This is a genomic window from Flavobacterium sp. PS2 (assembly GCF_046250155.1).
Classification (GTDB): Bacteria; Bacteroidota; Bacteroidia; order Flavobacteriales; family Flavobacteriaceae; genus Flavobacterium.
Genome location: NZ_CP176426.1, coordinates 4046939 through 4064873, shown reverse-complemented (window position 1 = coordinate 4064873; position 17935 = coordinate 4046939). Strand labels below are relative to the sequence as shown.

Below are 17935 nucleotides of genomic sequence, written 5' to 3'. Positions count from 1 at the left end.
TATTTAATTGTTACTCTTAGTTTAGAAATTTTTGGAATAATCAAAACACATTTGAAACAATTTGACTTTGCTGTTTATTTCAATATATATGCAATATTTTGTATTCTCTTTTTTGGAATCTACTTTTCAAGAATTTATGTCGGAAATTTTAAACGAATTGGATTATTCGTTTCATTTCTTCTTTTATCTTACTGTTTAATTTTTATTGATATTTTAAGTAAGAAGTTTTTACCTCAATTAGGAATCTTGGTAGCTCTATTCTATATTTTCAGTGCTATTTTATGGTTTTTTCAAAAATTAAAACTTCCTGTCCAAGGTAAAATTACAAATGATCCTAATTTCTGGATTGCAACCGCTTTACTTTTTTGGAGTACTTATATCATTTTTAGATTTACGCCAATGTATCTATTCGAAAAAGAAGACCAGTTTTTCTTAAGCATTTTAAGAAAAATAGGCTCTGTAGTAAATTTAATTATGTACGCTTTATTTTATTATGCGCTTTTGAAATATGAAGCAATAGCAAAAGATCTAAATAAATGAACGAACTACCACACGAAATAAAACTTACCTACATTATTGCCATTATCATAATGCTGTTATTTGTGTGCTTTATAATTATGATGGTGTTCATTTACAATAAAAAACAATTGATTCAGCAGCAAGAAGATCAAATAAAAGAAAGTGAATTCAAAAATCAATTATTGCAGAAAGAATTAGAACGCCAAAAAGCTATTCAATTAGAAAGAGAACGCATTTCACAAGATATGCATGATGATTTAGGTGCCGGAATTTCGGCTATAAAACTTCAAGCTGAGTTTTTAAAATATAAAATGCCTAAGGAAAGTTATTCAGAAGATTTAGAAGCAATTATAACTACTTCCGAAGATATGAATTTAGCCATGCGAGAAATCCTTTGGAGTTTGAATTCTCAAAATGATACTATCGACAATTTTATAGAATACACCAGTATATATGTCAAACGCTTTTTGGATAAAACCTCAATTTCTTTACAATTGGATTTGAAGATTCTTGAAAAAGAAACAGATTTATCTGTAAAAGCAAGACGAAACCTCTTTTTAGTAGTTAAAGAAGCAGTTCATAATGTATACAAACATAGTCAGGCAAAGAACATCCATATACAATTTGAGCAAACCGATTCTTCTTTTAAAATTACCGTCATTGATGATGGTATTGGATTATCAGACACTATCCAAAAAGGAAATGGTTTGACCAATATGTCTTTGCGAATGGAAGCTATAAATGGAACTTTTCAGATCGTTCCTGTACAAAAAGGTTCCCATTTATTGTTTGTGTATTTTTTTTAGGATTATTATTTTTCGCAAAATAAAAATGCGCAAAGTGATTTGCGCATTTTTTTGTACTTATTTATACAGTTCTTCTCGAATCTTGATTAAAGTTTTTATTACTTTTTCTTCATTTGGTTTTTCAGGAAAAGTTGAGGTTTTATAATGATTTTCGATAGAAACAATTAAATTATCTGCCATTTCTAGTAAAGCATCATATTCTTTATTTCCTGCTTTTATATCGAGTAATTCTTCCCGATTGGGAACTCTGATATTTAATTTTCCTGTTGCCAGAATTTGTTCGGCAGTTTGCAAAAGTCGGATGGTATGCATCATATTCTTGCTATCGTAATTTTTCCCATGTTGTTGGTTAGTATTGTAACGGTCTTCGTTTCGTTTATCAATCCAACTCCAATATTCGGTGTATTCTTTACAATATTTAGAATATCCGTCTTGATTGCAAGATAAATACCCTATTAGCTTTTCACCTTTAGGAATAGAAGAAAGTGAAACTTCATTCGACATTTCTTTCTGAATAATTCCTTTATAACCTAAAGTTTTATCCTGATCATAAAACAACGCAAACATACCTCTCGAATTAGGCAAATTAACCAAACCGCATTGTTCTTGCTTTAAATTATTCTCTGATAAAAAACTAGACAAAGTAACCGTTTCATATCCTTTTAGGACATAACAAAAATCCAAAAGACTTTTCTTTTCCTTTGGCATTGGGTTTACAATTTTCTTGTTTAAACCTCTTGCCTTCTTGATTTGCGTAACGGCATAACCCGCAAAAGAATCTTTGCATAATTTAGATAGAAAATCTTCAATCTTCAAATTATCCATAAGCGGATGTTTGTACAAAATACAATCTTCCGGCGAAGCCAGAATTTCTAATATATTAGGATTATTTTTCAGCAACAACTCTACAAAACGCCCAATTTCATAATAAACCTCATCATTGGTTTCATTACTTATTTGCGGAATATAATCTAGTCCAAAGAACTTTTCTTTTGGCAGATAATAAACACCTTTTATATCGGTATCAGATGTTGGTGTATTTAACCCAAAAGATTTACTTCCCGAGATAACTTCGAAAAGGATTAGATTTTGGGATTTTAGTGTTTGGATGGTCATTATAAATTTACTTTTTCAATTTCAAATCCTTTAAAAAAAGCTAATAATTGATTTTCCTCTTCTTCATCAGAAACTAATCTAACACAAATCAAATTCTTAATTGTTCTGGAACAAGCAACGTAAAAAAGTTTTTGGTTTCTTGATTTTTTAATTAAATCTTGCTCATTAACATCATAAATTGATTTGAAATTATACTTATTCCAAAAATATTCATCCATTACAACCATAACATTTTCAATTCCAGAGCCTTTGGTTTTATGCATCGTAATGTAATTCGACACACTATTTTCATCTATATAATTATAATAATTTAAGACTTCGGAAAATTTTAATCGCTCTGAAAACAATTCAGTGTAAAACGTTTTCTTTTTTCGATTCTTATCAAACTCTACAAACTCTTCATCTGAAACTGACGTATCTTTGGCAATCATTCTTACCGCTGTATTTCCACCATCAATATGTAAAGATTCTAAGTGTTGAAATCTTTCATCTTGTTTCAAATTTTCAAGGAAAGAATCCTTATTAGCAATATACCGTTTGTATGAATCGGATTTATTAATCAAGTTCTTTTCAAATGCAATATTTAAAACATTATTTACAGATTCTTTGGAATTTAACAATTCATTAAAAATATTATTAATCTTAATCTTATCCTCTAAAGTCTTCAGCTTAAAACCACCTTTTTTTAATTTGGTAAGAACAAAATTATAGTCTTTATTTTTATAAGCTGAACAGAGTTCATATAAATCAATTAATTGAATTCTTCCTAATGTTTTTTCAATTTCCTCTTTAACTTCTTGATATCTGTCATTAAAAATTTGATAAAGTACACTAAAACCTAATTCGTTTGAAATTGATTTATTAGTTAGCATTAATTTTTTAATTTCAGGATTGTCGACTGAGCTCTCCGCAATTAATTTATTAAGAGTATCAAAATATCTATTTTTATTATCAATACTACTAAAAACATTTGGTTTATTTTCATAAATAGAATAATACAACTTAACCTTTCCTTGTCTATTGTCCGCTGTTTCTTCATTTTTTAGAGCTAATTCTTGTTCTAAACCATCATTTCTAATTGTGTTGATAAAATCAATTACTCGATCAGAGCATCTAAAATTGTCTTCTTTTTCAATTTTAATTAATTTCTCCTCTGCTATTTCTTCTTCAATATCTCCAATTCCATCATCATAAATCCCTTGCATAGAATCACCAAAAAATCCAATTGTTGTTTTGTTACCTATGGATAATGTGTTTAAAAAAACATCAACTACTTTTTTATTTGTATCTTGATATTCATCAATCAATATAAAATCAAATTTATCACTAACAATTTTTCCTAATAATTCATGTTTTTTAAACAATAAAGAAGCTATATGTAATAATTCATCATGTCCAAAAGACAATTCTTTAAAATTATTATAACGAGTTTCATTATATCGAACTTTCTTGTAATCAATTAAATTAATTTGTTTTAATATTTCTAGATTTAGTTCTTCTATTTTTTGATTTAAATCTTCATTATTTTTAATTGGATCTTCTTCATATTTCTTTTTAATATCAACTTTAGATGTTTTCTCTCCCGTTATAGTAAATAACATTCCTGAATATTTTCCATATAATTTCTTAAATTTTTCATGTTCATTTATATTATACTCTTTTTCATCATCACCTTCAATCAATACTTCTCTGGTCATTTCTTCAACTTTAAAAATTTCAAAAATTACCTCATGAATATTTTTTTTGTAGTCTTTTATTAAATCATTTAAAAATGAATGTATTGTAGATACGATAAAGTTCTTTTTTTCTCCAACTCTAGCCTTTATTTCTTCAACCGCTGCGTTAGTAAGCGTGATACAAACCCCTTTTTTATCAGGATAATTTTCAGTAATGTATTCAAGAATTTGTTTTAATGATTCTGTTTTCCCACTACCTGCACCACCTTGCAAAACAAAATTCTCAAATTTTAGTTTAGGATTTTGATTATTATCAATAACCTCTTTTATTTTTTCAATTGGTTTCATTTAGCTATCCATTTTAATCCTTCGACAATATATGATGGAGTTTTCCATTCCACTTTACCCGTTAATGCCAAAAATAAAATTGATGACGCAAAATCTGATTTTCCATTCGCCTTTAAAATCCTTTGAGTTGAAGCATAAAAATCTGTTATTGAATCAATAAGTTCAGTTTTATTCTCTATTCCACGAATACCATCATCTTTATACTTTACTATATCTTTCAAATTTAAGCTAATGAATGAATCTTCAAAACTCCTAGCATGATATCCTAATTCTTCAATTTGATAAGCAATTTTAATGTAATGAGAGTCGTCTTGTAGTGAATTAGATTTAAGTTTCTTAAACCATTCGGCAATATCAGCTGTTTTAGTTTTATCAGGTATATTTAAAAATTCTTTAATGGAATAGTTACTACTATTGTCCCCCTCTATTACTGGACAAGCATTATTACTTGAACTTGATTTAGTTGTTGGCGTAGCAGGAATAGTTTGTAATTTAGTTGTGTCTATATCAGTAATAATTAAAGTTTTAATTTCTAAAAATTCTAAAAAATGTTTAAATACTTTTGAATTAGCCCCGACTTCAATTATAGAAATATTCTGTGATGATATTTTGTTTTCTGGATGTACGACCAATTTATCATATTGACTAATGAAGTAAGGTAATAACATTTTTTCTGTAGTTCCTTCAATAAAAATAATTTTTTCAGCAAAGAAAAGCTCAGAAGAATATAGAGTTAAATATTGTTTCAAAAATTTAAAATATTCTTCTTCACCTTTATATTTAATTTCTAAATCTGTATAAAAATTTTTAATGTTAATATTTGAGTCCTTGAGTTTAAAATAACGTAAATCTGAAAAATTACATTGAGAAACTATATGTGAAGAATGTGTAGAAATAAAAGTTTGTAAATTAACTTTTTGATTAATCTCTCTTATTATATCTTGAATTTTTTGACTGAAGACATATTGCATTTGTGGATGAGTATGCGCTTCTGGCTCTTCAATAAATAATAAATTAATATCTTTTTTGTCATCTAAAAAGTACTTTCTTTTGACTTCAATTTGAAGCAATAAATAAAGAATATTTAAATATCCTAAACCGTTTAGATTTTCAGGGAGATTATTAGAGCCGTCACCATAAACAATTTTAGAATGATTAGTAAAAAGTTGTTTAGACTCTAAATCTGAAACAACTTTTAAATCCTTTATATCAAGAAATTTTTTAGCATTTTCTAAAAATGGCTCAAAATGTGTCTTATACTTTTCATCTAAAGTAGAATCCATCGTAGATATTGCTTCATTAATTTCAAAAAAGTCAAGAGATGATTCCTTATGTTCTTTATTAAAATACTGGGTAGTCATTTCTGATAAAGCTCTTTTACCATTCCCAGTTGTTTCAGAACTTGAAACATTTCTTTTTGCATGAATAACTTGAAAATTAATTAAGTTTCTAATTGACGAAATATCTTTCTTAACTAAATTTCCTCTATTTGCTGGTTCTAAATCTGCTTCATTTTCAAAAACATATATATTCTTATTAATTAGATAATCTGACAAATTCTTTTCAATAAACTTATTCTTATCACCTTTAACTTGCGATAAATCTTTAACTAATTTATCTTTATCAATTGAGCATTCAAATAGAATTTTAACAACATTTAAAGTAGGGTCTAAATCTAAAATGAAATCAGATATGTTTTCTAAAGAATCTTTAGCATCATATTTTATTTCAAGAATCATCTGAATAGATAAATCTTCAATAACTGTAGTGTCATCTATCTTAAAAATTTGATCTCGCAATGATGTTGAAAAATCATAGAAATTAAATTTAAAACTATCATTTCTATAAAACTTATCAAAAAGCATTATGAATGAAGTTTTCCCACTATTATTTCTTCCAATCAAAAGAGATAATTCTTGTTTTTTATCTTCATTTAGTAAAAGAGTAGTATCATTTAATAATCTGAAATTTTTAATTTTTATTTTACTTATATACATATATTTTTATTTAATCATTTTCCTAAAAAACAAATCTAACTCCTCATTCATCTTATTTCCACTTCCCAAGGCACTTGCATTTTCCTGATTAAATTGTACTGTTTCCAACAAAAAATTAGTTATTAAAACTTCTTTTGGGTGTAAATACTTTTCGTCTTGGTTGGCTTTTATATGTTGCAATTCTATTATTTTATCTTGTATGTTTTGTGGTGCAATTGGCAATAAATCGGCAAAAGCAACTGGCGGAAAAGTATTGTTTTCTATAATCCATTTCCCAGCTAAAGCAGTTCGTAAAGCATAGAAGTAACTTTTTAGTTTTACTTCTTCCATTACGCAAACATCCATGAAATTTTTAGTTGTTCCTAAATAATGATGTAAAGTCGCTATTGGCGAAAAACATTCTCTGGCAAACATTTGCATTTCTTGTAAAAAAGCATCGTTTTTATAATACACCACAGGCGAAAACAACCATTCTATCAAAGGTGCGTTAGATTTAGATAATAACTTTACGGCTTTCCGCAAATCCCAACCTGAACCGTCAAGATCATCTTCGGTCATAAACTCAATAACATCTGGTTTTTCCCAAAGCGATAAATAATATTCTGGTTTGTGTTTGTATATAAAACGGATATCGTAATCGCTATCAGGAGAAGCAAATCCCCAAGCGCGACTACCCGATTCGCAAGCAAAAAGTATTTCGACTTGTTTATCGTTTTCTATTTCTTTTAATTTTTTAAGTATTTTTTCTTTCATGGTTGGTTTTCAAATGTAATTAAAACAAATAGCCTATAACCCCAGTACAAATACCTGATTTTTTTGTCACTAAGGCGCAAAGTTTTTTTTTTGCTTTTGGGTTCGTTTGTAATCTCGCAAAGGCGCTAAGTTTTATCCTCTGGCCCTTTGCAACTCTGCCTCTTTGTTCCTAACAAAAACTAATATTCATCATCAACTTTTATTGGTTTTTTATTGCGTGTTGCAATTTCCCAATTCTCTTTTTGATAGGGGTTATCAATTTTATCAATTTGAACTAAAAACCTTAATTCTCCTTTGCGGTCGTCGTCTTTATCAATTAAAACTCTAAATCCGTATCCTTTTATTTTTTCGATATATTCGTTGTCTAAAGGATTGTTTTGATAATAGTTTATTGCAACATTAATTTCTTTTGAAAACTGCGTATTCTTAGCTAAAAATTCTAATAATTGTAAGGCAGCTTCTTTTTTAAATTCAGTATTATCTATTTTATCTGGTTCTACTTTATAAAACGTATTAAACTCTAATATTAAATTATCACAACCTCCTACACTTGCATTAATAAGAGTATCATTCTTTTTATATATTTCTTCAATAGTTTCGGTATAATTATGCATTTCGATACTTCTGGTACGTTTTTCTACTCCCGTAATATCATTAAAAATAGTTTTCGATTTTAATTTTGCCAATTTGCAACTTGACAAATACGATTCTTCATATAGATTACCATTCTTGTATATAAATGATAATGAAGTAGATTTTAAATCTTCTACCGCACTAGAATACGTTCTGAAATTTTGTGTAACCTTAATTTTAAATTTATTTCCAACAAAATTTGCTTCGTCAATTATATTATAAGAAAAAGGTGCGTATCCCAGAATACTATGCGATTCTTTCTCCTTAATTTCATCTTTCATAATATAGAAAACAAAATCTCGATTTGTGTTTGCATTTCCTCCCAACATTCCTTCAGATGATCTGTTAACTACATAATCAATGATTCCGTCATTATTAAAATCACGTTTTTCAAAAATTGAAAATGAAACCGTATACGGATCGCCATCATTTGCAAAGTCAACATAATAAGGCGATTCGGATATTTGCATTTCCTTATATTTTTGGGTGCCAATCTCTTCCTTAATAAGTCTTTTTAGAAAATTACTTTCTATTTCGGTCGGAATTACTTTTTCTTCCTCAGGTTCTACAGCAGAAACTGTGTCTTTAATACTCTTTTTATGTACTGCTTTTACTTCTTTTTTACATGAAAATGCTAGGACAATAAATACTAGAAGAATTATTTTATTACTTTGAAAGTATACTGATTTACAAGTCATTAATGAATCTGTTTTTTATCTGTTAAAATTTTTAAATTTAATTGATTTTTTGGCAATTATTATTCGCAACACAGTTTCAAATTAACAAATAAAAAACCACAAACTCACATCATAAATTTGCAAATTTGTGGTTAAAACAAATTAAATTTCAATTCTAAATTCCAAAAAAACTTTTTGCATTCCTAGTAGTTTCTTCTGCAACTATAATCCCCGAAATTCTTTTAAACTGTGCAACTGTTACTGCAACAAAAGGCAGAAAAGCAGGTTCGCAACGGCGTTCGTGGTATTTTTTCAAGAGAGAAACAGGCGTCTTTTTTGGCAGCATAAATGGCGCATCGGTTTCTATCATCATTCTATCCAGCGGAACGTATTGTATCACTTCTTTTAAATGATTAAAACGTTTACTGTCTGATATTGCTCCTGTAAAACCAAGATACAATCCGTTATCGAGATAGGTTTTGGCTTCTTGCAAACTTCCTGTAAAACAATGTACCACTGCTTTTGGCAATTGTGGTAAATACTCATTTGTAATGCTCATAAATCGAGCAAAAGCAGCTCTCTCATGTAAAAACAATGGTTTCTGAACTTCGATTGCCAATTCTAATTGGGCTTTATAGCATAATTCCTGTACATTTCTTGGCGAAAAATCACGGTCAAAATCGAGTCCGCACTCGCCTACCGAAACTACATGTTTCTGCTTTAATAAATTTCTTAGCCTTGAAATGCTTTGTGCATCAAAACTCTTCGCATCATGCGGGTGAATTCCTGCTGTTGCGTATAATATTCCTGGATATTCTTTTGCTATTTCAGCCGAAGCTTCACTATTTTTTACGCTTGTACCCGTAAGTATCATTTGCGATACATCGGCATCTAATGCATTTTGTACGACATCGTCTATGTCGTTATGGAATTGTTTATTGGTTAAATTAATTCCGATATCTATATATGTATTCATTTTTATTTAAGTTGTAAAGACTCAAAGGTTCAGAGGTACAAAGGTTTTCTCTCTTTGAGTCTTTATATTTTTTTATTCTTTTTTATTTTTTGCCACGAAGGCGCAAAATTTTTAACCTTTGAACCCTGGTAACTCTGAACCTTTGACCCTTAAAAAAACCAACTATTTTCCCATACTAAACTACCGCGACTTATTAGCTGCGCAGGAAGGATTTGAACCTCCGTCTGTTGATTGTTTTTTATTTATTTTGCTACAAAATTTATTTGTTTCGCTTTGTATCTCATGTTGCGTTAGACACACTGCTGTGCGTCTCTACACAGCTACACAGGAAGAACTTGAACCTTTTGGATTATCATTTATCGACAAAACTAAACCTCTGAACCTTTGCATCTTTGAACCTTTGCACCTTTAGAAGTCCCCATAATATACCTGGAAGCATGGTAATTTCAGGTCGTTTCTCCAGGTATCTACTACTTGGTTTCTATCATCGAGAGCAAACTCTACAAAGTATTTATCTTTGATAAAATCATTATAGATTTCGGTTTTTATGATAGAATCTTTTCGGCTATCCAGACTTTTTCGCATGATTAAATCATCGAATTCTATTGTGTGTTTTTCAAGGAAACGCAACGTCGGTTCTTTGTATCTATCTTCTCTTCCTGAAACCAAAAGTATTTTATAACCCAGTTTCTTATAATTCCTTAAAACGTTTGCAACTGGTTCATTTAATAAATCCTGATCACACTTACTTGCATCAAAAGGATTTCTCCCGTTCATCAATGCCAATGTTCCATCTAGATCACAAATAATTGCTTTTGGTAATTCTGGATTTTGGATTGCGTATTCGGGTGAGTCTTTAAAAAATTGTCGATGCATTTTTTTAATTACTTTTTCACCAACTGGTTTTTCTCTTAAAGCATCTCTCTCAATACAAACCGCAACATCTGTATTTACTTCGAGAACCTCAACAACTACCTTTTCGCTAAATTTTGCATTGTATTCCTGAACCAATTGTGTAACTCGTCTCAAATTGGTCTCTGATAAATTAGTATCATCTACCACAACACTTTTTCCTTCTTCCAAGCATTTTACGATTAATAAATCACGAACTTTTTTTACAAACTTTTCGTTATTTTGGCTCGTTGTTCCGTTATCGAACATTGCTCGTAAATCGTCTCTATTAATTCTTTTATATGTTTCTGGATTTTCTGAGATTATCTTTTTTGCCAAAGTCGATTTTCCACTTCCTGGCAATCCTTTCATTAAAATTACTTTTCTCATTTTATTTTTCTCCTTTATTAAATGGTTTTTCGAATGTTGGCTTAATCATTCTCCAAATTATTTCTGAATAATCTCTGTTTTTAAGCATTGCAAATAATACTCCCTGATGTTTACATGTCTGGAAATACAAGGCTGTTTCCTTTACCGTTTCGAATACTTTAAAATCTTTCTTACATTGATTTTCGATTACTGCATATTGATTCTCTAAATCGGCTTTAGTTTCTTTCACCCAATCAAAGAATTCATCAGGAACTCGTTCTAAAACTTCTTCTATAGATTGGTTAGTTTTTAAATATTCCCAAATGTTCAAATTAGAAACCTGCGTAAGGATTCGGTGCAAACGAAGGTATTCTTCAAATTTAATTTTTAATCTAAAGTTATTCGAATATTTAATAATAAAACCTTCTTTATTCACAATATCCATTTCTTTTAAAGTCTGAATATCTTTGATTCCGTTATATCTTTCAACTATAGGAAATCCAATATCTTCCAGCGGAAATTCGTCTCCCGATTGTGTATCAATAATTGCCAGTAAAACCAATTCTTCCGCAGCGCCATAATCTAAAACAATTCGGTTTTCGGGATAAATAATCTCGAATAAATAGGTTTTGCTTTTATCCAGAAGCGACCACGAATCTTTATATTTCCCATGCAACATTTCGTTCGCCTTATCGGATTGATCGCTTGCAAATGAACCTCTGCTTGCTATAAAAGGCACCTCATCAATCCAATATAAAATCCCCATCGAACCATCCGCTTTATCATACACTTCAAAAGTTGTATTAGGGATTATTTGATTTTCCATTTCTCCTAAATTAAAAAACTTTGGAAATGGTCTTGCAACAACTTCAAAGTTTTCATCTAGAATTAATCCTCTACAACTTAATGTAATCTCATTCCATATTCTTTCAAATTGAGCACTTTGTGTATAATTATAAATATATAAATCATAATCAGGGTGTTTATTCACTCTAATATATTTTTTGGATATCATCTCTTTTAAAAGTACTGTATTCATTTCTTCTTTTATTTAAACAAAGATTCAAAAGTTAGTGCGCAGTTATTTTGCGCAATAAAAAAATCTTATTTTGAGTAATATAAATTGTTCCTAAACATTGATTTATATTTTAAGTTGATGAGTGCAATTTATGAAAGCATTAATTAACATCTAAAAACATAAAGTTTTTCTAAGATGAGTTGTCTTTTTTATTATTTGTTTTTTCACTTACCTTTCTGTAACAACAAAAGCAACCTATTTACAGGTTGCTTTTGTTGTTAAACTATGTTTGTAGCTAATTGTAATAAGTACTAAATCAGGGGAAGTTTGCTAGTGCGTAACAAGATGGATCAATTTATTTATAAGAACTCTCTAAAAGTGTGTTCAAAAATCAAGATTCAAATTTATTACAAAATGATTATTACTTTTTTTTAAATAATTAGCATTTACTAGTTTAAGAAATTCAACTAAAAAACTTGCATCATCATCGCTTTTTACTTCTATATCATAAATTTCAGGCGGCTTTTTACTATAAATATCAAAAGTATCAATAGATAAATTATTATGTTCTAATAATAAAATAAAGTCATCAACATTTATATGTTTTCGATTTTTAATATTAGATAACACTTTATCCCAATCAACAACTGTTTTGTTTTCTTTTGGACAAATTAGTTCATTATCTCCATATTCAGAATAAAATTCATACACATTTGTGAATTCATATTCTTTTGTTTTTTTATTAATTTTTAATGGTCCTCGACCTGAAATTAAATTTAATCTTTCATCATTATAAGGATTTGAATATCCTCTTTCCTGAAAAAAAATAAATATTAAATCATTAAAATCAACTCTTCTTAATATCTCAAAGTCTTCACCTAAAATTTTTTCTATTAAATCGTCCATAGTTATTTTACTTCGATATTTTTATATGTTGAAAATATTTTACTCGTTCCAGCTTTAGTATGTTCAACACCATTTTGAATGTCTACAAACTTACAATTACTATCATAGTGAGAAGTTAAGAGATATTCGTCAGTGCGTACATACGACAATATTTTCATTCATAAGAACAAATTGAAGAGCTCCTTTACTAAAACTAAACTTCGAACTGTAACTATAAATTACCATACAACATTTGTATTAGTACTTATCCCTAATGGAAAATAAAGGTCAAGAAATTTTTCATTTAAAAAAATTCCGAGTTTATTGCTATAAGTCATAGATTTTTCAAAATTAATTTTACTAAGTAAAGAACCTCCTTTTTCTAAATTATTTATATTAACACATTCGATAATTTGTTTTTTATAAGAATCTTCAATATCAAATATAAAATCATCCAAAAATTGCTTTTTCTCTTGATCGCTGATTGCTTTTAATTTAAAAATTGATGAATCATTTTGAGTGAATCTAGAATAAACATGGTCAAAATTTTCAACTACATTATTTCTATAAACACTGTTAATTTGTTTAAGTTCCTCATTTTTATAATATGGAATTGCGTTATTATTTTTAAATAAATAACTTAGTATCAAATCATTTGGCCTATCATATAGATAAATCATATCTTCATTCTTGTTGAGTATTGCTTTCGTTAAAATATACCAAAATTCGTCTATTTTATTCATAATTATTAAAATTGAAATTAAGGATTAACCAATGTTAGATGCAGAATTAGTTTAATTTTCTTACTATATAACTGTTTCACTCCTACTTGCCTATCTAAATCTACTGTAGAATGTAGTGCTTTATTTTTTTTAGTTAATGTAAATTCTTCAAATTGTCAATCTGATGCTCTTGGAAATAAAGAACTTTGAAGACCTGCTTCAGATTAAAATAATATTAAACTGCTTTTTAATGTTTATGCCATCCTAAATGGAAAGATTTAAAAATAGAGCTATCTTAGAATTGCTTATTGTAGTGGCTACGAAGTCAGCAGACATTCGCTATCAACCATACGGCAATTTTTTTATTCATTAGAACTCTTCTAAGAGCAGAGAAAAAAAACCTCACCATTTTACTGATGAGGTTTGATTTTCTATTCTTTATCGATTCTCTTTGCGTTCACGAGCGAGAGAAAAACCTCGTCAGTAATGACGAGGCTTAATTTTCTATTTTATATTCATTCCTTTGCGTTCACGAGCGAGACGCTCGCGCCAACAGGGGGACAAATTAGTAAATTTTATTCTAAATAATAAACTGCATCATAACTTCCATATTTTTTTTTATTTAACATATATGATTTAGTAACAAAATAAATTGTTTTGCCATTTCGAATTGAATCGTAATCAATATTCTCGAAAAAATAAGTGTTTTTTTTATCTTTAATATTAATAATTAGTTTATAATCGTGTTTTTGTACAAAATTTTTTTTAAGTTGAAAATAATACTTTGCTTCCTTATATAAAGTATATGCTGTATCTACTTTATTTTTATATCGAAAACTAACCCATTTTGATGATATTTTTTTATTCTTATAAAAATCTTCCAATATAATACTGTCAGTATTAATCAAATCCAATTTAGTAATTAAATGGGGATTAAATTCTAATAATATTTTATCTTTTTTTACGTCATTATAGTTTTTTTTTTCTAAGTTTCCATCTCTTTTTCTGCAACTTATCAAAATAAAAAAAATTGCTAATAATATAACACTATGTATTTTCATATATTTCTTATTTTGTAGATTTACCTTGTACATAATTCATAATTGCACCATTTTCTATTTGACCTTCTGTTACCGTGATTGTGTATTCACTTCTTCCCCATGTTTGAACATTAAATCTATATAATTGTTGATCAAATATATTTTTTCCCGCTTGTTCTAGACCTCCTAAATAATTTACAGCATGACGGCCATCTTGAATGCCTGGGATACCAGAAGCTACTGCTGGATCGTACATAATTGCTGCTCTAACATTTAAAATTATAGAATAACCTGCACGAAATTTTGTGTCAATATTTTTCAAAGTTTGCGAACCTGAATTTTTTTCATTAGGACTAATAGCTTTTACATCCTTAAAATTTAATAATTTTTTCATTAAAAACATTTCTTCGGTTGCTGAATTTTCAGTTGGTCCAATATCCGCACCTTTGCTATTAACTTTACCTGAGTAGTCAGGTTTATTCCTTTGAGTATTCAAAGTTTGTTGAAGACTAGCTAATATAAGCCAATCAGCACTGTAATTTTTTTCGTGAGTAATTTTTGTGCTTTTAGGGTCAATGTTTTGAAGATCCTCTCCTGGATGAAAAACAAACTGATTATACCTAGCTTCACCAGTATCATTTAATTTCATTATCGTTTGACTGAAACCTTGACAATCTTCTTTAATCCACAAATAAGTAATAGCAGCTAGGACGCATGTATCAGAATCTTGTTGATTAATAGCCATTGGTTTATCCTCTAAATAGTTTAATCGGGCAGCAACTAATGACTTGTTGAGTTTTGTAAATTCAAGTCCTTCAAGTTCAACCCCATCGATGACTCTATTTTCGGAGAAAGCATATGGGCTATTCCATGAGTACTTTTGTGCCAGCGGGTCAACAGCAAAGAATCTACCAATCCTCGGATCATGCATTCTAAAAGTATAGTTAATAGAATTTCCTTCGCCTTTTAACTCATCATCCATTTCCTGCCCTTGGAAACCATAACGATACTCTCCACGATCTGCGTTAGATTTAGGCACAAGCATCCCAAATGGGTAATAATCAGAATAACTAAGAACGTCTGGACTGAATGTTCCGTTTGTGTCAAAAATAGAACGGTCGGTAATTACCGAAAGTACGTTACCTAAATGGTTGGATAACGCATATTCTTTATCTCCAACAAAGCGATATGCCTTTTTGGGAGCGCCTGCAGTAACCTCTTTTCCTATTCCTTGGTCCTCACCTTCACAAACATCACCAATTCCATTTTTATTTACATCTTCTTGCAGTGGGTTAGGAGTCATTCTGCAATTGTCGCAAACATCTCCAATACCATCTCCATCACTGTCTATCTGGTCAAAGTTAGGTGTTTCTATACAATTATCACAACCTAAATCTCCTGGTTTATCTCCATCGCCTCTGCCATCCTCGTTTTGGGTTAAAATGTATCTGATTCAAATTTTGTGACCTTGATGAGATTCGAACTCATATTCCCTCTCGGGCATTGCGGCTCTAAATACGCTTCCCTACTTTCCCTAACGATTTCGGTGCTTCTGTAAATTCTACCCATTAGTCCGCGCGGGTCTAACCGGAATATCCGCAAACTCTACAGCTAGTAATTTTTCTGTAGGCTTTTCCTTTTAAGCTACAAGGCCTTTCATTTTGACATTACAAAGATTTGTAGTTGGTGCGCAGTTATTTTGCGTACTAACAAAGATTTCTATTTTTATGTAAATTAGCCCTATGAATCTAAAAGAAAAATATACTGAACTGCTTACAACTATTGGTTTTGAAGAAAAACAGATTCAGCGTAATTGGTTGGATTTAGAAAAGGCATATTCCAATAAATCAAGACATTACCATAATCTTACTCATATTGCTGATATGGTTAAATGTTATGATACTTACTTGCAAAAACTAGAATTCCCTAATGAAGTTTTGTACGCTATCTTTTATCATGATTATATCTATAAAAGCTCTAAAAAAGATAATGAACTCAAAAGTGCCGAATACGCGTTGTCTATTTTACCTGAAAATATCGTTTTTGATAGTCAATTAGTTTTTGATGCTATTTGTGCAACTCAACAACATAAGCACCATATAATTGAGGATATTAATTGGCTAATAGATTTTGATTTAAAAATTCTCTCCCGAGATTGGGATGAATATCAAATATACTTTGAGCAAATAAGAAAGGAATATAGTATTTATCCTGATTTTCTATATAAACCCGGACGTGCAAAAGCGTTGAAACATTTTCTGGAGAATGAATTTATCTACCAGACAGAGGAATTCAGAAATTTATATGAGGAGAAAGCGAGAATTAATATTGAAAAAGAAATTGCATTATTATTGTAATGCGTAAGGGATGGGAGCGGCATCCTTTTTTGGGCTTTTCGCCCAAAAAAGATACAGCGTACAGCCCGACCCGCCTTTTTCGGCGGGACACGCCCATATTAGGCTAAAACTGTTGATTAGATAATAACTTCTGTTTATCTTCCTGTATAATTAGGACAACCGAAACATTTTACGCTTAGGTTAAATTGGTAGGTTAGCAAGATTTCGTAAACGCCTCCTGTTCTCCCCATGTTTGATGTATTTACATCGTAAGAAAGCCCTAATTTTAGGTTCTGATATTGTAATCCTGTAAAAAGGTTTATTGAGGTAAGTAATTCTCTGTTTATTCCGTTTTTTGATGGATTGGTAACTGCTGTTGCTCCAAAAAATATTTTTTCGAACTGGATTGATGTTCCTAAATCAAATCGATTGTAGTGTCCTTGTTGCATATAATTTGAGGTTATAAGCAATTTGGTTTCATACGGTAGGAATAACACATCGACATAATCTGCCAGAAGGAATTCGTAACCTGAACTTAGTGAGAAAAAGGTATCCAAAGGTACATTTCCGTTTGCTGCAAAGGAAATATTAGGTCTGTTAAGGTGTTTCATCGATAAACCAATCCAAAGGCTTTCGGTATTAAAAACCATTCCTGCCGAGAAATCAAAAAAACTGACTTTGTCATTTTTTAACATCGGATCTATCGAACTTGAATTTATAACTCCTGTTCTTATATTAATTTGATCCTCGAGCAATAAGTTTTGAAATGCAAATGACTTTAATCCGAAACCAGCTTCGATGGCTGGTCTAAAATACCAAGTATCATTTAGCTTTACTCTATAAGCATAATTGGCATTTATTTGCGTGTAATTATACTTGGTTAGATTCTCTCTTTGGTTTAAAACACTTATACCATAACCGCTATTAATATTTTCATTCCAAGTATTTACAAACGCATAATCGGTATCTATTTTTAAATCCAGATCTGGCCATTGTTCGCGGTGAACGATTCCTGCATATGTTGTTTCCATAAATCCAGAAAAACCTGGATTTAATGTTTCTGGAATTAAAAAGTATTGTGTAAAAATTGGGTCTTGTGCTCTCGTTTCAGAAAAAAAGCAACAGGTAATAATTATTGTAATATATAGTTTTAATCTCATTGTAATCTGTTGC

General features: G+C 29.7%; 16 protein-coding genes. 3 read left to right on the top strand and 13 right to left on the bottom strand.

The annotated features are described in order from the left end of the window. The first annotated feature begins 51 nt into the window (after nucleotides 1-51). Both ACJ6WR_RS17930 and ACJ6WR_RS17925 read left to right on the top strand, forming a co-directional pair. A complete protein-coding gene (locus ACJ6WR_RS17930; protein WP_409416014.1) occupies nucleotides 52-540 on the top strand; it encodes a hypothetical protein in 489 nt (162 codons plus the stop codon). Further along, nucleotides 537-1325, top strand: coding sequence for a sensor histidine kinase (locus tag ACJ6WR_RS17925; RefSeq protein ID WP_409416013.1), 789 nt, complete (start codon nucleotides 537-539; stop codon nucleotides 1323-1325). Before ACJ6WR_RS17930 ends, ACJ6WR_RS17925 begins: the two co-directional genes overlap by 4 nt. Nucleotides 1326-1382: 57 nt before the next feature. Here the strand turns inward: ACJ6WR_RS17925 and ACJ6WR_RS17920 are convergent, their stop codons facing one another. From ACJ6WR_RS17920 to ACJ6WR_RS17865, 12 genes are all read right to left on the bottom strand, one after another. Beyond that, entirely contained in the window at nucleotides 1383-2441 is a 1059-nt protein-coding gene (locus ACJ6WR_RS17920) for a DNA polymerase beta superfamily protein (RefSeq protein WP_409416012.1), read from the bottom strand. Next, nucleotides 2441-4465: a UvrD-helicase domain-containing protein gene (locus tag ACJ6WR_RS17915; RefSeq protein ID WP_409416011.1), complete on the bottom strand. Its 2025-nt coding sequence runs from the start codon at nucleotides 4463-4465 to the stop codon at nucleotides 2441-2443. Before ACJ6WR_RS17915 ends, ACJ6WR_RS17920 begins: the two co-directional genes overlap by 1 nt. Continuing rightward, entirely contained in the window at nucleotides 4462-6462 is a 2001-nt protein-coding gene (locus ACJ6WR_RS17910) for an ATP-dependent nuclease (protein WP_409416010.1), read from the bottom strand. Before ACJ6WR_RS17910 ends, ACJ6WR_RS17915 begins: the two co-directional genes overlap by 4 nt. 6 nt (nucleotides 6463-6468) lie before the next feature. Continuing rightward, a complete protein-coding gene (locus ACJ6WR_RS17905; protein WP_409416009.1) occupies nucleotides 6469-7215 on the bottom strand; it encodes a DNA polymerase beta superfamily protein in 747 nt (248 codons plus the stop codon). A 179-nt stretch (nucleotides 7216-7394) separates the two neighbouring features. Next, nucleotides 7395-8546, bottom strand: coding sequence for a hypothetical protein (locus tag ACJ6WR_RS17900; RefSeq protein ID WP_409416008.1), 1152 nt, complete (start codon nucleotides 8544-8546; stop codon nucleotides 7395-7397). A 154-nt stretch (nucleotides 8547-8700) separates the two neighbouring features. Then, the gene (locus ACJ6WR_RS17895; RefSeq protein WP_409416007.1) at nucleotides 8701-9501 is read right to left on the bottom strand and encodes a TatD family hydrolase; all 801 of its coding nucleotides are present in this window, start codon (nucleotides 9499-9501) and stop codon (nucleotides 8701-8703) included. 408 nt (nucleotides 9502-9909) lie between these two features. After that, a complete protein-coding gene (locus tag ACJ6WR_RS17890; RefSeq protein WP_409416006.1) occupies nucleotides 9910-10782 on the bottom strand; it encodes an AAA family ATPase in 873 nt (290 codons plus the stop codon). Nucleotide 10783: 1 nt separating this feature from the next. Then, nucleotides 10784-11800: a T4 RnlA family RNA ligase gene (locus ACJ6WR_RS17885; protein ID WP_409416005.1), complete on the bottom strand. Its 1017-nt coding sequence runs from the start codon at nucleotides 11798-11800 to the stop codon at nucleotides 10784-10786. A 363-nt stretch (nucleotides 11801-12163) separates the two neighbouring features. Further along, nucleotides 12164-12685 carry a hypothetical protein gene (locus tag ACJ6WR_RS17880; protein WP_323490673.1) on the bottom strand — a complete coding sequence of 174 codons (522 nt, stop codon included), beginning with the start codon at nucleotides 12683-12685 and terminating at the stop codon, nucleotides 12164-12166. Nucleotides 12686-12903: 218 nt separating this feature from the next. Further along, on the bottom strand, nucleotides 12904-13407 hold the full coding sequence (locus ACJ6WR_RS17875; protein WP_323490671.1) for a hypothetical protein: 504 nt from the start codon (nucleotides 13405-13407) through the stop codon (nucleotides 12904-12906). 554 nt (nucleotides 13408-13961) lie between these two features. Further along, nucleotides 13962-14447: a hypothetical protein gene (locus tag ACJ6WR_RS17870; protein WP_131474478.1), complete on the bottom strand. Its 486-nt coding sequence runs from the start codon at nucleotides 14445-14447 to the stop codon at nucleotides 13962-13964. Nucleotides 14448-14454: 7 nt separating this feature from the next. After that, entirely contained in the window at nucleotides 14455-15729 is a 1275-nt protein-coding gene (locus ACJ6WR_RS17865) for an RHS repeat domain-containing protein (RefSeq protein WP_409416004.1), read from the bottom strand. 439 nt (nucleotides 15730-16168) lie between these two features. On the opposite strand from ACJ6WR_RS17865, the gene ACJ6WR_RS17860 reads away from it, so the two are divergent. Then, complete coding sequence (locus tag ACJ6WR_RS17860) at nucleotides 16169-16783, top strand: hypothetical protein (RefSeq protein ID WP_409416003.1); 615 nt, start codon at nucleotides 16169-16171, stop codon at nucleotides 16781-16783. Nucleotides 16784-16917: 134 nt separating this feature from the next. On the opposite strand, the gene ACJ6WR_RS17855 is transcribed toward ACJ6WR_RS17860, so the two are convergent. Further along, entirely contained in the window at nucleotides 16918-17922 is a 1005-nt protein-coding gene (locus ACJ6WR_RS17855; RefSeq protein WP_409416002.1) for a PorP/SprF family type IX secretion system membrane protein, read from the bottom strand. Between the last annotated feature and the right edge of the window lie 13 nt (nucleotides 17923-17935).

Coding starts and splice junctions, on each gene's coding strand:
- ACJ6WR_RS17890 (WP_409416006.1), bottom strand. CDS start 10,782: ATGAGAAAAGTAATTTTAATGAAAGGATTGCCAGGAAGTGGAAAATCG.
- ACJ6WR_RS17920 (WP_409416012.1), bottom strand. CDS start 2,441: ATGACCATCCAAACACTAAAATCCCAAAATCTAATCCTTTTCGAAGTT.
- ACJ6WR_RS17925 (WP_409416013.1), top strand. CDS start 537: ATGAACGAACTACCACACGAAATAAAACTTACCTACATTATTGCCATT.
- ACJ6WR_RS17860 (WP_409416003.1), top strand. CDS start 16,169: ATGAATCTAAAAGAAAAATATACTGAACTGCTTACAACTATTGGTTTT.
- ACJ6WR_RS17910 (WP_409416010.1), bottom strand. CDS start 6,462: ATGTATATAAGTAAAATAAAAATTAAAAATTTCAGATTATTAAATGAT.
- ACJ6WR_RS17900 (WP_409416008.1), bottom strand. CDS start 8,546: ATGACTTGTAAATCAGTATACTTTCAAAGTAATAAAATAATTCTTCTA.
- ACJ6WR_RS17865 (WP_409416004.1), bottom strand. CDS start 15,729: ATGACTCCTAACCCACTGCAAGAAGATGTAAATAAAAATGGAATTGGT.
- ACJ6WR_RS17870 (WP_131474478.1), bottom strand. CDS start 14,447: ATGAAAATACATAGTGTTATATTATTAGCAATTTTTTTTATTTTGATA.
- ACJ6WR_RS17855 (WP_409416002.1), bottom strand. CDS start 17,922: ATGAGATTAAAACTATATATTACAATAATTATTACCTGTTGCTTTTTT.
- ACJ6WR_RS17880 (WP_323490673.1), bottom strand. CDS start 12,685: ATGGACGATTTAATAGAAAAAATTTTAGGTGAAGACTTTGAGATATTA.
- ACJ6WR_RS17915 (WP_409416011.1), bottom strand. CDS start 4,465: ATGAAACCAATTGAAAAAATAAAAGAGGTTATTGATAATAATCAAAAT.
- ACJ6WR_RS17895 (WP_409416007.1), bottom strand. CDS start 9,501: ATGAATACATATATAGATATCGGAATTAATTTAACCAATAAACAATTC.
- ACJ6WR_RS17885 (WP_409416005.1), bottom strand. CDS start 11,800: ATGAATACAGTACTTTTAAAAGAGATGATATCCAAAAAATATATTAGA.
- ACJ6WR_RS17875 (WP_323490671.1), bottom strand. CDS start 13,407: ATGAATAAAATAGACGAATTTTGGTATATTTTAACGAAAGCAATACTC.
- ACJ6WR_RS17905 (WP_409416009.1), bottom strand. CDS start 7,215: ATGAAAGAAAAAATACTTAAAAAATTAAAAGAAATAGAAAACGATAAA.